12 protein-coding genes and 1 pseudogene are annotated in these 16345 nt (G+C 68.6%); 10 read left to right on the forward strand and 3 right to left on the reverse strand.

The genetic code is table 11. The features are described 5' to 3' along the window. Window positions 1–218: 218 nt before the first annotated feature. Window positions 219–1508 carry a phosphopyruvate hydratase gene (gene eno / locus Pcatena_RS02520; protein ID WP_126421332.1) on the reverse strand — a complete coding sequence of 430 codons (1290 nt, stop codon included), beginning with the start codon at window positions 1506–1508 and terminating at the stop codon, window positions 219–221. A 399-nt stretch (window positions 1509–1907) separates the two neighbouring features. Here eno and Pcatena_RS02525 point away from each other — a divergent pair, with 399 nt between their 5' ends. The 8 genes from Pcatena_RS02525 (at window position 1908) to Pcatena_RS02560 (ending at window position 11366) form a co-directional block, all read left to right on the forward strand. Further along, entirely contained in the window at window positions 1908–3101 is a 1194-nt protein-coding gene (locus tag Pcatena_RS02525) for an MFS transporter (protein WP_172596355.1), read from the forward strand. A 115-nt stretch (window positions 3102–3216) separates the two neighbouring features. Continuing rightward, on the forward strand, window positions 3217–3519 hold the full coding sequence (locus tag Pcatena_RS02530; protein WP_126421336.1) for an Asp-tRNA(Asn)/Glu-tRNA(Gln) amidotransferase subunit GatC: 303 nt from the start codon (window positions 3217–3219) through the stop codon (window positions 3517–3519). Next, window positions 3519–5030 (forward strand): Asp-tRNA(Asn)/Glu-tRNA(Gln) amidotransferase subunit GatA, encoded by a 1512-nt coding sequence (gatA, locus tag Pcatena_RS02535; RefSeq protein WP_126421338.1) that lies wholly within the window; start codon window positions 3519–3521, stop codon window positions 5028–5030. The genes Pcatena_RS02530 and gatA overlap by 1 nt, the downstream gene beginning before the upstream one ends. Beyond that, entirely contained in the window at window positions 5027–6688 is a 1662-nt protein-coding gene (gene gatB / locus Pcatena_RS02540) for an Asp-tRNA(Asn)/Glu-tRNA(Gln) amidotransferase subunit GatB (RefSeq protein WP_126421340.1), read from the forward strand. Before gatA ends, gatB begins: the two co-directional genes overlap by 4 nt. A 116-nt stretch (window positions 6689–6804) precedes the next feature. Beyond that, window positions 6805–7761, forward strand: coding sequence for a 2-hydroxyacid dehydrogenase (locus Pcatena_RS02545; protein ID WP_126421342.1), 957 nt, complete (start codon window positions 6805–6807; stop codon window positions 7759–7761). Between the two features lie 582 nt (window positions 7762–8343). After that, window positions 8344–10662: a heavy metal translocating P-type ATPase gene (locus Pcatena_RS02550; protein WP_126421344.1), complete on the forward strand. Its 2319-nt coding sequence runs from the start codon at window positions 8344–8346 to the stop codon at window positions 10660–10662. 104 nt (window positions 10663–10766) lie between these two features. Then, a complete protein-coding gene (locus Pcatena_RS02555) occupies window positions 10767–10985 on the forward strand; it encodes a heavy-metal-associated domain-containing protein (RefSeq protein WP_126421347.1) in 219 nt (72 codons plus the stop codon). A gap of 108 nt (window positions 10986–11093) precedes the next feature. Then, window positions 11094–11366 (forward strand): metal-sensing transcriptional repressor, encoded by a 273-nt coding sequence (locus Pcatena_RS02560; protein ID WP_126421349.1) that lies wholly within the window; start codon window positions 11094–11096, stop codon window positions 11364–11366. A gap of 39 nt (window positions 11367–11405) precedes the next feature. Here the strand turns inward: Pcatena_RS02560 and Pcatena_RS02565 are convergent. Then, a pseudogene (locus tag Pcatena_RS02565) lies at window positions 11406–11684 on the reverse strand (peptide chain release factor-like protein); the annotation flags it as partial. Between the two features lie 259 nt (window positions 11685–11943). Then, the gene (locus Pcatena_RS02570; RefSeq protein WP_232619882.1) at window positions 11944–13161 is read right to left on the reverse strand and encodes a M20 family metallopeptidase; all 1218 of its coding nucleotides are present in this window, start codon (window positions 13159–13161) and stop codon (window positions 11944–11946) included. A 302-nt stretch (window positions 13162–13463) separates the two neighbouring features. On the opposite strand from Pcatena_RS02570, the gene Pcatena_RS02575 reads away from it, so the two are divergent. Both Pcatena_RS02575 and Pcatena_RS02580 read left to right on the forward strand, forming a co-directional pair. Next, window positions 13464–14675, forward strand: coding sequence for a glycosyltransferase family 4 protein (locus Pcatena_RS02575; RefSeq protein WP_126421355.1), 1212 nt, complete (start codon window positions 13464–13466; stop codon window positions 14673–14675). After that, entirely contained in the window at window positions 14672–16345 is a 1674-nt protein-coding gene (locus tag Pcatena_RS02580; RefSeq protein ID WP_126421357.1) for an ABC transporter permease, read from the forward strand. The genes Pcatena_RS02575 and Pcatena_RS02580 overlap by 4 nt, the downstream gene beginning before the upstream one ends.

The following is a 16345-nucleotide window of genomic DNA, read 5'->3' on the forward strand; positions in this document are numbered from 1 at the left end:
GCTGGAACACGACCGCCCGGAGGTTTTAGTTCGCGGGGGAGAGGGCCCACGAACATCGGGTAAAGCAAGGCTCACGGAGCTGTTTGGCCCCTTGGGAGACGAGTCGGAGCCGAGTTCGCCCGACCGAGTCTATGCGGGAGAGATGTGACATCTCTGCTTTCGACTCGGCTCCCAAGGGACCTCTGCGGCGGTGAGCGCGCCGCAGAGGCGAAAAGCCGTTACTTCAGGAAGCGGAACGGGCTCATGCCGGCGTAGGTCGCGGCGTCGCCCAGCTCGTCCTCGATGCGGAGCAGCTGGTTGTACTTGGCCACGCGGTCGGTGCGGCAGGGGGCGCCGGTCTTGATCTGGCCGGCGTTCGTGGCAACCGCGATGTCGGCGATCGTGGTGTCCTCGGTCTCGCCGGAGCGGTGCGAGACGACCTGCGCGTAGCCGTAGCGCTCGGCGGTCGCCATAGCCTCGAGGCTCTCGGTAAGCGAGCCAATCTGGTTGACCTTCATGAGCAGCGCGTTGGCGGCGCCCAGCTTGATGCCCTTCTCGAGGCGCGACTTGTTCGTCACGAACAGATCGTCGCCCACGAGCTGCACCTTATTGCCGATGGCACGCGTGAGGTTGGTCCAGCCGTCCCAGTCCTCCTCGGCCAGACCGTCCTCGATCGAGATGATGGGGAAGCGGTCGATGAGCTCGCTCCAGTAGTCGATCATCTCGTCGCTCGTGAGCGTGCGGCCTTCGCCCTTGAGCTCGTAGAGGCCCGTCTCCTTGTTGAAGCACTCCGAGGTGGCGGGGTCCATGGCATACATGAAGTCCTCGCCGGGCTTGTAGCCGGCCTTCTCGACGGCGCGCTCGATCCACTCGAAGGGCTCGGCGTTCGTCTTGAGGTCGGGCGCGAAGCCGCCCTCGTCGCCCACGCCCGTGGCGTGCCCGCTCTCGGATAGGACGCCCTTGAGCGTGTGGTAGACCTCGGTGCACCAGCGCAGCGCCTCGGAGAAGGTGGGGGCGCCCACCGGCATGATCATGAACTCCTGGAAGTCGACGTTGTTGTCCGCGTGGACGCCGCCGTTCAGGATGTTCATCATCGGCGTGGGCAGGGTGTGGGCGTTCGGGCCGCCCAGGTAGCGGTAGAGCGGCAGACCCACGGACTCGGCCGCGGCGCGGGCGCAGGCGAGTGACACGCCGAGGATGGCGTTGGCGCCGAGGTTGCCCTTGTTGGGCGTGCCGTCCGCGGCGATGAGGGCCGCGTCGATGCCGCGCTGGTCCGTGGCGTCCATGCCGAGAACCGCGTCGGCGCACTCGTCGTTGACGTGGGCGACGGCCTTGAGCGTGCCCTTGCCACCGTAGACGGACTTGTCACCGTCGCGCAGCTCAACGGCCTCAAACTCTCCGGTAGAGGCGCCGGACGGCACGATGGCGCGGCCCATGCTGCCGTCGTCGAGGGTGACCTCAACCTCGACGGTGGGGTTGCCGCGCGAATCGAGTACCTGGCGGCCGTAGACGTCGATGATTTCGCTCATATGTGTTACCTCCTGACTGTGGGCGGGTGGCCCTCGTTGTTTCCCTTGTAGATATATACCACTAGTTAACCGGTATTAACTCTAGAATTGAGAAAAAGTTAACTTAGGTTGTCGGGTTTGTGATTTGCCGAGGTGGGCGGCGCGGTTGCCGTGGCGTTATTGCACGCTGGAGCGGTTGGCGCGGCGTTTTTGCACGCCGGCGCGAACGCTGTGGCGTTTTTGCACGCTGGAGAGCCGCTGAGCGTGTATAAACGCCACAGCAATGGCGATATCGCTGCGAATGGCGGTGTTGTTGCGAATGGCGGTGTCGCTACGAATGGCGGTGTCGTTGCGACATGGTCGGCAATGGCCTCGTGCTACAATGCGTCGAGAAATGAACGCTCAAGTGGGGGGTTGCTCGTGGACGCGACGTTCAGGCGGCTTGTCGCAGCATGTTTTCTCAACCAGTTGGGGTTCCAGGCGGCCTACTTTGTGGGCATCATCGGCTGTGCCACCTACGTGCTGGATGCGGGCGCGGCAGAGGTCTCGGCGCTCGTGTTCGTGATGAATGTCGTGATGCTTGTGGGGTACTCGGCTGCCGGCGCCCTCATTGACGCTGTGGGGCCGAAGATCGTGCTCGTGGCGTCTTTGGCGCTGCCGCTCGTCGCGGCCGCCGTTGTGCTCGCCATGCCCGTCTGCATGGTGTCGCTGCTGGTTGTGGCAATCGTGATGGGGCTTGCCGGCGCCGCGGCATCGACAGCCGTCGAGACATTTCCTCGCTATCTCACGAACGATGAGGTCCTGCTCGCGCGCGTGAACTCGCTCAACAGCGTGGCGACGTTCGTTGCCGTCATCGCAGGACCGCTGCTTGCCGGCGCTATCGCCGGCGTGACCGATAACCGCTTCGTGTTTGCCGCGCTGCCCGTGACGTCCGTCCTCGGCGTGCTCGTTGCGTTGCGCCTTCGCGAACGCATTCGTCCCGAGCACCAACAGGACAGCGGGCAGACCACGTCCTCCCTGCTCGCGCGCGTGGCGAATGGCGTGCGCGCCACGGTGGCGAGCCCGGCGCTCATCGTGCTGTTTGCCGTGTGTTTCCTCGGTAACCTCGGCTTTGGCGCGTTCGATTCGCTCGAGAGCCTCTTCTACCGAGACGTGCTTCGCGTTGGTGCCGAGTGGATGGGATGGCTCACGGCAATCGTGGGCGTGGGTGCCACGGTGGGGTCTCTCCTTGCCGGCCGCGTGCCCACGCGCCGCGTGACGCTGCCGGCGCTGTGCGGCCTGCTTGTGGTGGAGGGCCTGGGGGCGGTGCTCTACACGGCGACGCCGTTCGTGTGGTGCGCTGCCGCCGGTCAGCTCGTCCTCGGGGCAGCGAACGGCATGATCATGCCCCTGCGTGTGACGCTCACGCAGCGCAACTGCGAGCTGGGCCACCTCGGCAGCGTGAGCGCGCTCATGCGCGCGGGCATCAGCGTGTCGGGTACGCTGCCGCTGCTCGTGGCGCCGTTGCTTGCGGATGCGTTTGGCGTGCAGGCGGTGCTCGTCTCGGCGGCAGCTCTCGTCGCGCTTACGGGCGCTGCGCTGGTGGCCGCAGCCAGGCGCGTGCACGCAAGCTAGGACGTGCCACCCTCCGCCGCACTGTTACCGTCCTGACACAATCGCGCCCGCTCGTGCTTGACGTCCGCAACCTGCCATAAAATGACAGGGTTAACCACTTTGCATGGGAGGCCACATGGCACTAAGCGAACGCGACGTGCGCGGCATCGCGGACTACGCCCGCGTCGCCCTCACGGACGAAGAGCTCACCGAGATGACGGCGTATATGAACGGCGCCATCACGGGCGTGCTCGAGCCCGTCCTTCAGTATGGCGAGGCGGACGTCCCGCCCACGTTCCACCCCATCGGAGACCTGTCGAACGTCATGGCGGCAGACGTGCCGGAGCCGGGCCTGTCCATCGACGACGCCCTGCTCGACGCGCCCAGCCCGCGCGACCGCTACTTCCGTGTCCCGTCCATCCTTGGAGGCGAGGAGTAATGGCCTCACTCGATACCCTCTCTGCCGCCCAGATCGCCGCCGGCGTCGCCGCCGGTGACTTCACGGCCACCGAGGTCGCCCGCGCCGCGCTCGATGCCGTCGAGGCGCGCGAGGGCGCCGTCCAGGCGTTTCTCCAGGTGGCGCCCGAGCTCGCGCTCGCAGCCGCCGCGCGCATCGACGCGGACCGCGCCGCCGGCAAGCCCCTGCCTGCGCTCGCTGGTGTGCCGCTGGCCGTCAAGGACAACATGATGCTTACGGGCACGCGCACCACCTGCGCCTCCCGCATGCTCGAGAACTACGAGAGCGTCTACACCGCCACCTGCGTCCAGCGCATGCTCGACGCGGGCTGCCTGCCCGTGGGCAAGGCCAACATGGACGAGTTTGCGTTTGGCTCGTCCACGGAGAGCTCAGCGTTCCACCGCACGAACAACCCGTGGGACCTCGAGCGCGTGCCCGGCGGCTCCTCGGGCGGCTCTGCTGCCGCGGTGGCCGCCGGCGAGGTCACGCTCGCACTGGGTTCCGACACTGGCGGCTCCATCCGCCAGCCGGCCGCGCTGTGCGGCGTCGTGGGCATGAAGCCCACGTACGGCGCCGTGAGCCGCTACGGCGTCGTGGCGTTTGGTTCCTCGCTTGACCAGGTGGGGCCGTTCGGCCGCAGTGTGGCAGACGTGGCGCTTGCGATGAACGCGCTCACGGGCCCCGGTCGCGACCCGCGCGACTCCACGAGCCAGGACTGCCCGGTTGACTTCCTCGAGCACCTCGAGGACGGCGTAGCCGGCAGGCGCGTGGGCATCGTGCCGGCGCTCATGGACGCCGAGGGCCTCACGCCCGAGGTCCGCGCCGCCGTCACCGCCGCCGCCAAGTCGCTCGAGGCGCAGGGCGCCGAGCTCGTCGAGGTGGAGCTTCCCAACCTCGACGCCGCCATCGCCGCCTACTACGTGCTGGGCCCGTGCGAGGCCTTCTCGAACCTCGCGCGTTTCGATGGCGTGCGCTATGGCTACCAGGAGCCGGGCTGCGCGTCGCTGGCCGAGCAGAGCTCGCTGTCGCGCGCGCACGGCTTCGGCGCGGAGGCCAAACGTCGCCAGATGCTTGGCGCCTGGCTGCTCTCGAGCGGCGTGTACGAGAAGTACTACCTTGCCGCGCAGAAGGCGCGCACGCTCATCACACGCGACTACGCCGCCGCCTACGAGAAGGCCGACGTCATCCTGATGCCGGCCAGCCCGCGTACGGCGTTCAAGTTTGGCGAGATGAGCGACCCCACGCAGATGTACCTCGCGGACCTGTACACCATCAGCATCAACATCGCCGGCAACGGTGGCGTCTCGGTGCCGCTGGGCCTGGGCGCGGACTCCGGCCTGCCCGTCTCGGCCCAGCTCGTGGGCCCGGCGTTCAAGGACCGCGACCTGCTCACGTTCGCGCGCGCCGTGGAGCGCGGCGCCGCCTCTGCCGACGGCTCGCCCGCGCTCGCCGTCGCTCCTGACTTCGCCGGGAAGGGGGGTGAGCTCGCATGAAGAAGCTCGCCGACGTTCTCCAGGACTGGGAGGCCGTGATCGGCCTCGAGATCCACACCGAGCTCACCACGCTCGACACGAAGATGTTCTGTAACTGCCGCCTGTCCCATGACGACGAGCCCAACACCAACGTGTGCCCCGTCTGCCTGGGTCTTCCGGGTGCGCTGCCCGTGCCCAACCGCCGCGCCATCCAGTCGATCGTGAAGGCGGGCCTGGCCACGAACTGCGAGATCATGCGCCACAGCATGTTCTACCGCAAGCACTACTTCTACCCGGACATGGCCAAGAACTTCCAGACCACGCAGGGCCCCGTCGCCTTCTGCATGCACGGCCACCTCGACCTCGAGGTCGCGGGCCGTGGCGCGGCGGAGCGCCCGGAGTGCGCCTTCGGCGAGGCCGAGGCCCAGAGCCTCGCGAGCGCCAGCGCCAACGCCGTGGGGCTCTCCACCGCCATGAGCGACCACCTGCCCGAGGGAGGCGCCGCACGCCCCAAGGCCTCGAGCCAGGGCACCTACGACACTGCCAACCTCGTGCTTCCCGAGCGCGCGGAGGACGGCTCCTACACCGTGCCCATCCGCATCCTGCGCATCCACATGGAGGAGGACGCCGCCAAGATGGTCCACGTGGGCGGCGAGGAGGGCCGTATCGGCGGCGCCACCGAGAGCCTCGTGGACTACAACCGCTGCGGCACGCCGCTCATCGAGCTCGTGACCGAGCCAGACCTCCGCACGCCCGAGGAGGCGCGCCTGTTCATGGAGAAGCTCCGCCGCGTGTTCCTGACGCTGGGCATCTCTGACTGCTCGATGGAGAAGGGCTCCATGCGCTGCGACGGCAACGTCAGCCTGCGCCGCCGTGGCGAGACGAAGCTCGGCACGAAGACCGAGCTCAAGAACCTCAACTCCTTCAAGGCCCTGCACGACGGCCTCGAGTACGAGATCTGCCGCCAGGCCGAGGTCCTCGAGGAGGGCGGCGTCATCTACCAGGAGACGCGCCACTGGGAGCCCAGCCGCAAGCGCACCGTCGTCATGCGCGTGAAGGAGACGGCGGATGACTACCGTCTCTTCCCGGACCCGGACCTCGCCCCGTTCGACCTCACGGACGAGTTCATCGACGAGTGCCGCGCGGAGATTCCGGAGCTGCCGGACGCCAAGCGCGACCGCTTCTGCGAGCAGTACGGACTCAAGCGCGCGGACGCCGAGCAGATCGCCGGCGACCCCGTGACGGCGGAGTTCTTCGAGCAGGCCTGCAGGCTCGCGCCCGAGAAGGCGGCGCTCACGGTGGGCAACGTGGTGGTGAACCTGCTGCCGGCCTACGACGCGCTCACGCCCGCCCAGGTCGCGGGGATCAGCGCCCTGCTCGCGGGCGACGCCATCTCGTTCGCGCAGGCGCGCGAGGTGCTCGACGCGGTCAACGGCACCGACCTCGACCCCGAGAAGGTCGTCGACGAGCGTGGCATGCGCCAGGTGAGCGACACCGGCGCGCTCGAGCCCGTGGTCGATGCCGTGCTCGCGCGTTGTGGCGAGCAGGTCGAGCAGTACCGCGGTGGCAACCGCAAGGTCGTGGGCTTCCTCGTGGGCCAGTGCATGAAGGAGAGTCGCGGCAAGGGCAACCCCAAGCTCTTCAACCAGCTGCTGAGCGAGAAGCTCTCCCAGATGTAGCGCTTTGGGCGCCCGTCTTTCGCGGCGGGCGCTTTTCTTGGCCCGTCGCCCGTCCGTCCGGACGCGTCGACAAACGCCCGTCCTCGCGACGGGCGTCCTCATAAGGAGACGATCGAATGAAGGTATCCCTGCTCGAGCCGCTCGGCATCCCCGAGGCGCGCGTCCGCAAGCTCGCGCACCCCATCGAGGAGGCCGGCCACGAGTTCGTCTACTGGCCCGAGAAGACGACGGACGCCTCCGAGCTCGCTCGTCGCTCTGCCGGCGCCGACGTGGTCATGATCGCCAACAACCCCTATCCGGCCGAGGTCGTGCGCGGCGCCGACGCGCTCAAGATGATTGCCGTGGCGTTCACGGGCATCGACCACGTGGGCCTCGACGCGGCCCGCGAGCGTGGCGTCACCGTGTGCAACTGCGCCGGCTACTCTGACGTGAGCGTGGCGGAGCTCGCGGTGGGCCTCGCGATCGACGTGCTGCGCCACGTAGTCCCGGCCGATGCGGCGACGCGTGCGGGCGGCACCTCCGCCGGCCTCATGGGGCGCGAGATCTCTGGCAAGACCGTGGGCATCGTGGGCACGGGCCACATCGGGTGCGCCGCGGCGAGGCTGTTTGGCGCGTTTGGCGCCCGCGTGCTTGGCTATGCGCGCCACGAGAGCGAGGCGGCGCGTGCGGCGGGCATCGAGTTCGTGGGACTGGGCGAGCTGCTGGCGAACTCCGACATCGTGTCTTTGCACCTGCCGCTCAATGACGAGACACGCGGCTGGTTCGATGCAGACAAGATTGGCGCCATGCGCGACGGCGCCGTGCTCGTGAACTGCGCTCGCGGCGCCATCGTGGACAACGACGCGCTTGCCGCCGCGCTAAACGGCGGCAAGCTGGCCGGTGCGGGCATCGACGTGTTCGACATGGAGCCGCCGCTGCCCGAGGGCTATGCGCTGGCGGGAGCCAAGAACTGCGTGCTCACGCCCCATGTGGCGTTCCTCACCGAGGAGGCCATGGAGCGCAGGGCGGTCATCGAGTTCGACAACGTTCGCGCGTGGCTCGAGGGGCATCCGCAGAACGTCTGCGCGCTGTAGGGGGGAGGCTCGCGAGCGTTCGCGGGGCCGAACTTGCAAAAACAGGGGCAGGTTTGTGCGATGGGGGCGGCTTCGTGGGCGCGAAGCCGCCCCATCTTGCGCTCCCACGCCGTCTGGGTGCGCCCTGGAGCCAATATTTGTGCGTTTTGGGCGACCGCCGGGCCATGGTGGGGGTTCCGGGGCCGTTCGCACCGCACAGACCTCTGGTGATTTTTGCAACAGACGGTCTGCGAACGGGTTTTGGCGGTTTTTGCCCTTGAGAGTGCGACGTGATCGGGCAGCGTGAGGCTTCGCGACTGGCTTTCTGTCACAAAACCAATCGTGTGTGCGATGGCTTTGGCGATTTGGATCGCCGTGGGGCCATTTGGGCGCCCAAAAGGGTGCTCCGAAGGCCAGCGGGCTCTCGTCAGTGCGCTCTCGAGGGGCAAAACTGCCATCAAAGCGTCGTCGAGCGCACAAACGTTTGGATTTGTGACAGTTTCCGTAGGTTGGAACCGTTTTGTGGTGTTCCGCAACTTCGAAACCCTACCCCCCAGGGGGAGGGGTAAACTGCCATTGAGAAGAATCGAACGGGAGGTTCCGATGGCACATGGCAAGTTTGACGTGGGTGGCATGACGTGCGCGGCGTGCCGGGCCCATGTGGAGAAGGCGGTGGCGGGCGTCGACGGCGTGTCCGCCGTCACGGTCAACCTGCTCTCCGGCTCGATGGCAGTGGACTATGACGAGTCATCTACCTCGCCAGATGCCATCTGCCAGGCCGTTGACCGCGCCGGCTACACCGCCGCGCTCGTCGGTGGCCCGAGCTCGGCCGCCGGCACATCCGCGTCGGGCCGCGCCGCGGCCCTCGAGAACCCCACCGCAAAGCTCGAGGCCACGGCAGACGCCATGCGCCGCCGCCTCGTCGTCTCGATCGTATTCCTCGTTCCGCTGTTCTACATCGGGATGGGCCACATGCTCGGCTGGCCGCTGCCCGCCATCTTCACGGACCACACGCACTCCATGACGCTCGCGCTCACCGAGCTTCTGCTCGTGCTGCCCATCGTCTACGAGAACCGCGCCTACTTCATGAACGGCTTCAAGAGCCTGTGGCACCGCGCCCCCACGATGGACGCGCTCATCGCCATCGGCGCTACGGCGAGCCTCGCGTGGAGCGTCTACGCCATGTTCGTCATGGCCGACCAACTGGCCGCCGGAGATGTCCACGCCGCGATGATGACGGGCATGGACAACCTCTACTTCGAGAGCGCCGGCACCATCCTGGCGCTCGTGACCGTGGGCAAGTACCTCGAGACGCGCAGCAAGGCCAAGACGGGCGGCGCGCTGGAGAAGCTCATCGACCTCGCGCCCAAGACTGCCCGCGTGGTGGACGCGGACGGCGGCGAGCGCGAGGTGGCCGCCGAGGCCATCGCGGTGGGCGACGTCATCCGCATCCGTCCCGGCGAGAGCCTGCCGGTGGACGGCGTGGTGCTCGAGGGCGCGAGCTCCATCGACGAGAGTGCGCTCACCGGCGAGTCCATCCCCGTGGAGAAGGGCCCCGGCGACGCCGTGAGCGCCGCCACGATCAACCGCACGGGCACGTTCACGTTCCGCGCCACGCGCGTGGGCGCCGACACGAGCCTGGCCAAGATCGTGCAGCTCGTGGAGGACGCCAACGCCACCAAGCCGCCCATCGCGCGCCTGGCCGACAAGGTGGCCGGCGTGTTCGTGCCGGCGGTCATCGGCATCGCGCTCGTGACGTTTGCCGTGTGGCTGGTCATGACCGGCAGCGTGACCGAGGCCATCACCTCGGGCGTCGCCGTGCTCGTGATCAGCTGCCCGTGCGCGCTGGGGCTGGCCACGCCCGTTGCCATCATGGTGGGCACGGGCCGCGGCGCCGAGATGGGCGTGCTGTTCAAGAGTGCCGAGGCGCTGGAGGCCCTGCGCGGGGTCGATGCCGTGGTACTCGACAAGACCGGCACCATCACGCGAGGAAAGCCGCAGGTCACAGACGTGCTTCCGGCACCTGGCGTGACCGAGAAGGCCCTGCTCAAGCTCGCGGCCACGCTCGAGGCGGGCTCCGAGCACCCGCTGGCCGAGGCCGTCATGGCGCATACGGGCGAACTGGGCATCGTGCCGCGTTCCGCGAGCGACTTCGTGGCGGTGCCGGGCCGCGGCGTCACGGCGCGCGAAGGCGCCAACGCCGTGGCCGCCGGCAACGCCCGTCTCATGGCCGAGCTTGGCGTGGACGTTGACGCCGAGGCGCTGGACGGCCTTGCCCGCGACGGCAAGACGCCGCTCATGTTTGCCAAGAACGGGCGGCTCATGGGCATCGTGGCCGTGGCAGACCAGGTGAAGCCCACGAGTGTGGCGGCCATCGCGGCGCTGCGCACGCTTGGCGTGAGCCCCGTCATGCTCACGGGAGACAACGACGTCACGGCCGCGGCCATTGCCCGCGAGGTGGGGCTTGCCAGCGACGAGGTCATTGCCAACGTCCTGCCGGCCGACAAGGAACGCCACGTGCGCGAGCTGCAGGAGGCGGGCCACAGGGTCGCCATGGTGGGCGACGGCATCAACGACTCGCCGGCGCTCGCGCGCGCCGACGTGGGCCTCGCGATAGGTGCCGGCGCGGACATCGCCAAGGAGGGCGCGGACGTGGTGCTCATGCACTCCGACCTTCTCGACGTGGCGCGCTCCGTCGAGCTGTCGCGCGCGGTGATTCGCAACATCAAGCAGGACCTCTTCTGGGCGCTGTGCTACAACGCCTGCGGCATTCCGCTGGCGGCGGGCGTGTTCTTCCCGCTGCTGGGCTGGCAGCTCTCGCCGATGTTCGGCGCGGCGGCCATGAGCCTGTCGAGCGTGTGCGTGGTGAGCAACGCGCTGCGGCTGCGCGGCTTCCGCCCGCGCGTGGCGCCGGAGGAGTAGGGGGCGTCGAGGCGGGCCCGGGCGTGCCCGCGCGCGACCCTTTGGGCCGTCGGGGCGGCGATTGCGCCGCTGGCGCGAACGATAACATCGAGAAAGGATGCATCATGAACTACACCATTAAGACGCAGGGAATCATGTGCGGCCACTGCGAGGCCAAGGTCGAGAGCGCGCTGCTCGCCGTTGCGGGCGTGACGGACGCCGAGGCGGACCACGAGACCAACGTCGTCACCGTGGAGGCGGAGGGCGTGGAGCCCGAGCAGCTCAAGGCCGCCATCGAGGGCGCGAGCGACACGTACAAGGTACTCGAGGTCGCGGCGCAGTAGCGAGCGCGCGTGCGGGCCGGTGCGGCGGGCGGGGACCTGCGGCGCCGGCCGCGCGCTCGGGTGCGGCCGCGTTGGCGGCGCGCCCGCACATACGGAGAGGGGAGAGCCATGCAGGCAGACTCCAAGACGGTCCTCAACCTGCTCAAGACGGCGCGCGGCCAGCTGGACGGCGTCATTCGCATGGTCGAGGAGGACCGCTACTGCATCGACATATCCAACCAGCTCATGGCCATCGAGAGCCTCGTGGCAAAGACGAACGCCACCGTGCTCAAGGCCCATGTCGAGGGCTGCGTGCGCTGTGCGTGCGCGAGCGGCGACGCCTCCACCCGGGACGAGAAGCTCCGAGAGATCGAGGGCGTCATCGACAAGCTGTCGAGGTAGCGAAAGGGGCTCCCGCGGGAGCCCCGATTTGTGACGAAGCTATTCCCCGCTCACGCGGCCGCGGAGCTGCTTGACCTGGGAGCGGTGGCGCTTGTCGGCCAGACGGCGCATGCGCTGGCCGCGCGAGGGCTTGGTCTTGTGGCGGACCTTGGGCGGCACGGCGCGGCGGGCGAACTCGTCGCGCAGCTTGGAGAGGCACAGCTGGCGGTTGCGATACTGGCTGCGGCTCTCGCGGCTCACCACCACGATGCCCGTCCCGCGATGCGTCGTGCGCACGGCGGAGTCGGTGGTGTTGACGCACTGGCCGCCCGGGCCCGTGGCGTGGAAGGTCTGTACGTCGCACTGCTCGGCAAGCTTGTCGAGCGGCAGGCGCGCCAGCTGGGCGTACTCGCGGTATGTCAGGCGTCTCTCGGTCATGCCGTTCATGATAGCGCGCGCTCGGCGCGGCCGCGGCGGCGACAGTTGACCCCGGCACCACGCCCGGCGCGGCCGCGGCGGGGCGGGACCAAACGAACCCGTCCCCTTTGGTCCCGATACGGCGGGGCGGGACCAAACGAACCCGTCCCCTTTGGTCCGGCTAGCGGCAGAGGGTCTCGGCGAGGCGGGTGAGGACGGCCTGGGCGCGGCGGACGTCGGTGTGGGGCACGAACTCGTTGGGCTTGTGGGCAAGGGCCAGCGACCCCGGCCCGTAGCTCATGCAGTTGTGGTTGCCGCAGCGCCCGGCGATGACGGCCGTGTCCGTGTAGCCGGTGAAGATGCCAACCTCGGCGGGCTCGCCGCAGACCTCGCGCGTGGCGTCGAGCACGGCGGCGGCAAGCGGCGAGGCCGGGTCGCGCTCGATGGCGGGGCGGTCGCCGGTGATCACGTAGGAGCCGTGGCAGCCCGGCACCTGCTCCTCGGCCTGCCCGATGGCGCGCTCCACGATGCGCGTGGCAACCTCGGTCGTGCATGGCGGCACGAGGCGCATGTCGATCCACACCTTGCACGAGTCTGGCACCACGTAGGGGCGGTACCCTCCCTCCACCTGGCCAAACGTCACCGTTGAGGGGCCAAGCTCGTCGTGGGCGGGCTGGGCGAGAATGGCCGTGCGGATGCGGCTCACGCACTCGGCCATCGCGGCGATGGCGTCTGCGCCCTTCCACGGCTGGCTTGCGTGGGCCGTGACGCCTGCCATCGTGACCTCGAACCACGTGCGTCCCTTGTGCGCGATCTGCAGCTGGCCGTCCGTGGGCTCGGTGTCGAGCACCCACTCGCGGCTGCCCACCCAACCGGTCTCGATGGCGCGCTCCACGCCGCGCATGAAGTCCTCCTCGTCCACGCTGCAGATGATCGAGAAGCCGCGGTGGGGCAGCTCGCCGGCCTGGGCCGTGTGCTCAAGCTGCGTGGCGAAGGCCACGAGGGCGCTTGCCAGGCCGCTCTTCATGTCGCAGGCGCCGCGGCCGTAGAGGCGGTCGTCGCGGATGAGGCCGCCGAGAGGGTCGATGTCGGCGTCCCAGCCGTCGCCGAGCGTCACGGTGTCCATGTGGCAGATGTAGACCAGGCGCGGCTCGTCGCCGGTGCCGGGGATGGTGGCCATGAGCTCGGTGCGGCCGGGAAGGGCCTCGAGCTCCTCGATGCTCACGCGGCCCTTGAGGGCGGCCGGCAGCCGTGCGATGCGCTCCTCGAGCCAGCCCTTGATGAATCGCTCGATCTGCCCCTCGTAGGCGCCGGGGTCAGACGAGTCGATTCGAACGAGCTCTCGCGCGAGCTCCCACGCCTCGTCGCCCGTGGCCTGTACCCTGTCCTGCGTGCCCATGCGCGCCCCCATCTCCTTGCGGTGACACTTGGGGAGGGGGCCGTTCTGTCACCGTGACGGATTGGCCCCGTCCCCAAGTGCCACCATCTTGTTTGACGGCCCCATGATAGGCCCGCGCACGCCGTGTGCGGGCAAAACCTAACGATTTGTTTGACGGATGCCGCAGCTCAACCGTTGTAATTTTCGCGAACAACGCTTTTGCCAGAAATAACCGCTGGCCGAACGTTGTTTGCAGAGAGATTTAACGCTACCTAACAGTTTGTTAGGCTAGTTGCATAAGACGATGAAGACGGGAGGGGCCGTTGCGAATCCTCAACATCAGCGCCCAGAAGCCAGATGGCACGGGCAGCGGCACGTTCCTGTCCCAGACGGTTGCCGCTCAGGTGCGCGCCGGTCACGAGGCGGCCGTCATCTGCGGCGTCGATGCCGGGGACGAGACGTCCGCGCTTCCCGCGGCCGCGCGCGTCTACGACGTGCGCTTCAACACGGAGGCGCTGCCGTTCCACGTCTGCGGCATGTCAGACGAGATGCCCTATGCCGCCACGCGCTATCGCGACCTCACGCCCCCGATGGAGGCCGCCTTCGAGCGCGCGTTTGCCGCCAGTCTTGCCCGGGCGCTCGACGAGTTCTCGCCCGACGTCGTGGTCTGCCACCACCTCTACCTGCTCGCGAGTATCGTGCGCGAACGCGTGGGGGGAATCCCCGTCGTGGCCGTCTGCCACGCCACGGACCTGCGGCAGATGGCCATGCACGGCCTGGAGCGGCAGCGCATCGTTGCCGCCATGCGCCGCATGGACGCGATCTTTGCCCTGCACCACGCCCAGGTGGACCAGATCGTGGCCGCCTACGGCGTGGACCCGGCGCGCGTTCACGTCACCGGGACGGGCTATGACCAGCGCGTCTTCAACCAGGCGGGCACTGCTCCGCGGCGCGTGGCCGGCCAGATCTGCTTCGTGGGCAAGGTGAGCTTCAAGAAGGGCGTCGAGTCGCTGCTCGCGGCCCTTGACCTCATCGTGCCCGAGAGCGTCCCCTGTCCGCTGTCGCTCACGCTCGTGGGCGGCCACGACCCGGCCTCCGAGGACTACAAGAGGATCGCGGCCCGCGTGCCGGAGTGCCGCTGGCCCGTGCGGCTGGCCGGCCGCGTCTCCACTGCCGAGCTCGTGCGCGCGTATCGCACGAGCGACGTCTTCTGCCTGCCAAGCTTCTACGAGGGGCTGCCGCTCGTGGGCATCGAGGCGCTGGCCTGCGGCGCCAAGCCCGTCATGACGTCGCTTCCCGGCGTGCGCGAGGGCATGGAGTCGCTGCTGCCGAGAAACCCCATGCGCTGGGTGGAGCCGCCGGCCATGCTCGCCGTGGACACGCCCGACCCCGCGTCGCTGCCCGCGTTCGAGCGCCGCCTCGCCGACGCCATCGTGGATGCCGTGGTGTCCCCTCGCGAGGAGTTCGACACCACGCACGCCTCGTGGGACATGGTTGTGGACCGCATACTCTCGCACGTGGGGGAGTTGCGATGAGCGCCGGCACGACCGCTTCCGCCGGTGGAGCCAGTGGGCTTGCCTCCCGCGCACGCCGCGCGCGCCTGCTCGATGCCGTCCTGCTCGCCGTGCTCGTGGGCTTCTGCGCGCTGTTCGTGGTGTGGCCCATTGCCTGCTTCGTGTGGCAGGGGCTCGTGCCCGCCGCGGACGGCTCGACGTTTGCCTCCGTGCTTGCCGACAACGCGGGGCTGCTCGCGAACAGCGCGCTCGTGGGCGTGCTCGCGAGCGTGCTGTCGTGCGTCGTGGCGCTTGCCGTGGCGCTCGTCATCACGTTTGGGCCGCGCCTGTGGTCCCGCGTGGTCACGGGCCTCGTGGCCGTGAGCATGATCAGCCCGCCGTTCGTGGCCTCGCTCGCCTACGTGGAACTCTTTGGCCGCCGCGGCCTCATCACGCACGGCATCCTCGGCCTGTCCGTGAGCCCGTACGGCTGGCAGGGCGTCGTGCTCATGCAGGCGCTGTTCTTCGCCGCCATCAACGTCATCCTGTTCACGAGCGTGCTCGGGCGCGTGGACAGGGCCTCCATCCAGGCGGCCCTTGACCTGGGCGCTCCCATGCGCCGCGTGTTCTCCGACATCATCGTGCCGCTCGTGCGGCCCGCCACCTACGTGTGCCTTCTGCTCACGTTCGTGCGCTCCGTCTCAGACTACGCCACGCCCGTGGTCATCGGCGGCAAGTTCGACACCGTGGCGACGCAGATCTACGTGCGCGTCGTGGGCTACTCGGACCTGCGGGGCGCGGCGATGCTCAATGTCTTGCTGTTCGCCGTGTCGGTCGCTGCGTTTCTGGCGTACCGCAGGCTCGACGCCGGCGTCTCGGCGGCCTCCGGGTCGCTGGGCGTCTCGGCACGCCCGGCGCCGGACGAGGCGGGGTTCAGGCTCACCGGGCCCGTGGGCGTGGCGGCCCACGCCATCTGCGCGCTGTTCTCGGCGTTTCTGGCCGTGCTCTACCTCACGATCGCGCATGCCGCGTTCACGAGGGGCATGGGCTGGTCTGCCCCGTTCACGCTCGAGAACCTCGAGCACCTCATGACGTTTGACCTGGGGTCGCTGCGCCGCAGCATCGTCTTCTCGCTGGCCACGGCGCTCGTCTCGACTGCGCTGGGGCTGCTCGCCGCCTACTACGCGCACCGTCGCCGCGTGCGCGCCTCCGTTGCGCTGGACTTCGTGACCACGGTGGCCTACACGCTGCCGGGCATCTGCCTGGGCCTTGGCTACATCCTTGCGTTCAACCGCCCGCCCGTGGAGCTCGTGGGGACGTCCGCCATCCTCATCGCCGTGCTTGCTGCAAAGGAGCTCGCCATCTCCACGAGGGCGTTCTCCTCGGCGCTTGCCCAGGTGCCCGCGGAGCTCGACATGGCCGCGGCGGACCTGGGCACGCCGGCCGTTGGCATTCTGGGCCGCGTGCTCGCCCCCAACCTGCTCGAGGCCGCAGGCGTGAGCCTCGTCAACGGCTTCTCGAGCGCCATGGTGAGCTACTCGGCCGTTCTGTTCCTCGTGACGCCCGCCAACAAGACGGCCGTCTTCGAGCTGTTCGACGCGCTCTCGGGCGGGAAGTACGGCGATGCGGCCATGGTGTCGCTTGCGATCATCGTCGTGACGACGCTTGTGAACGTCATCTTCTACAAGTTCCTGCTCAAGGGGAGGAAGTAG

Source organism: Parolsenella catena (genome assembly GCF_003966955.1).
GTDB lineage: Bacteria > Actinomycetota > Coriobacteriia > Coriobacteriales > Atopobiaceae > Parolsenella > Parolsenella catena.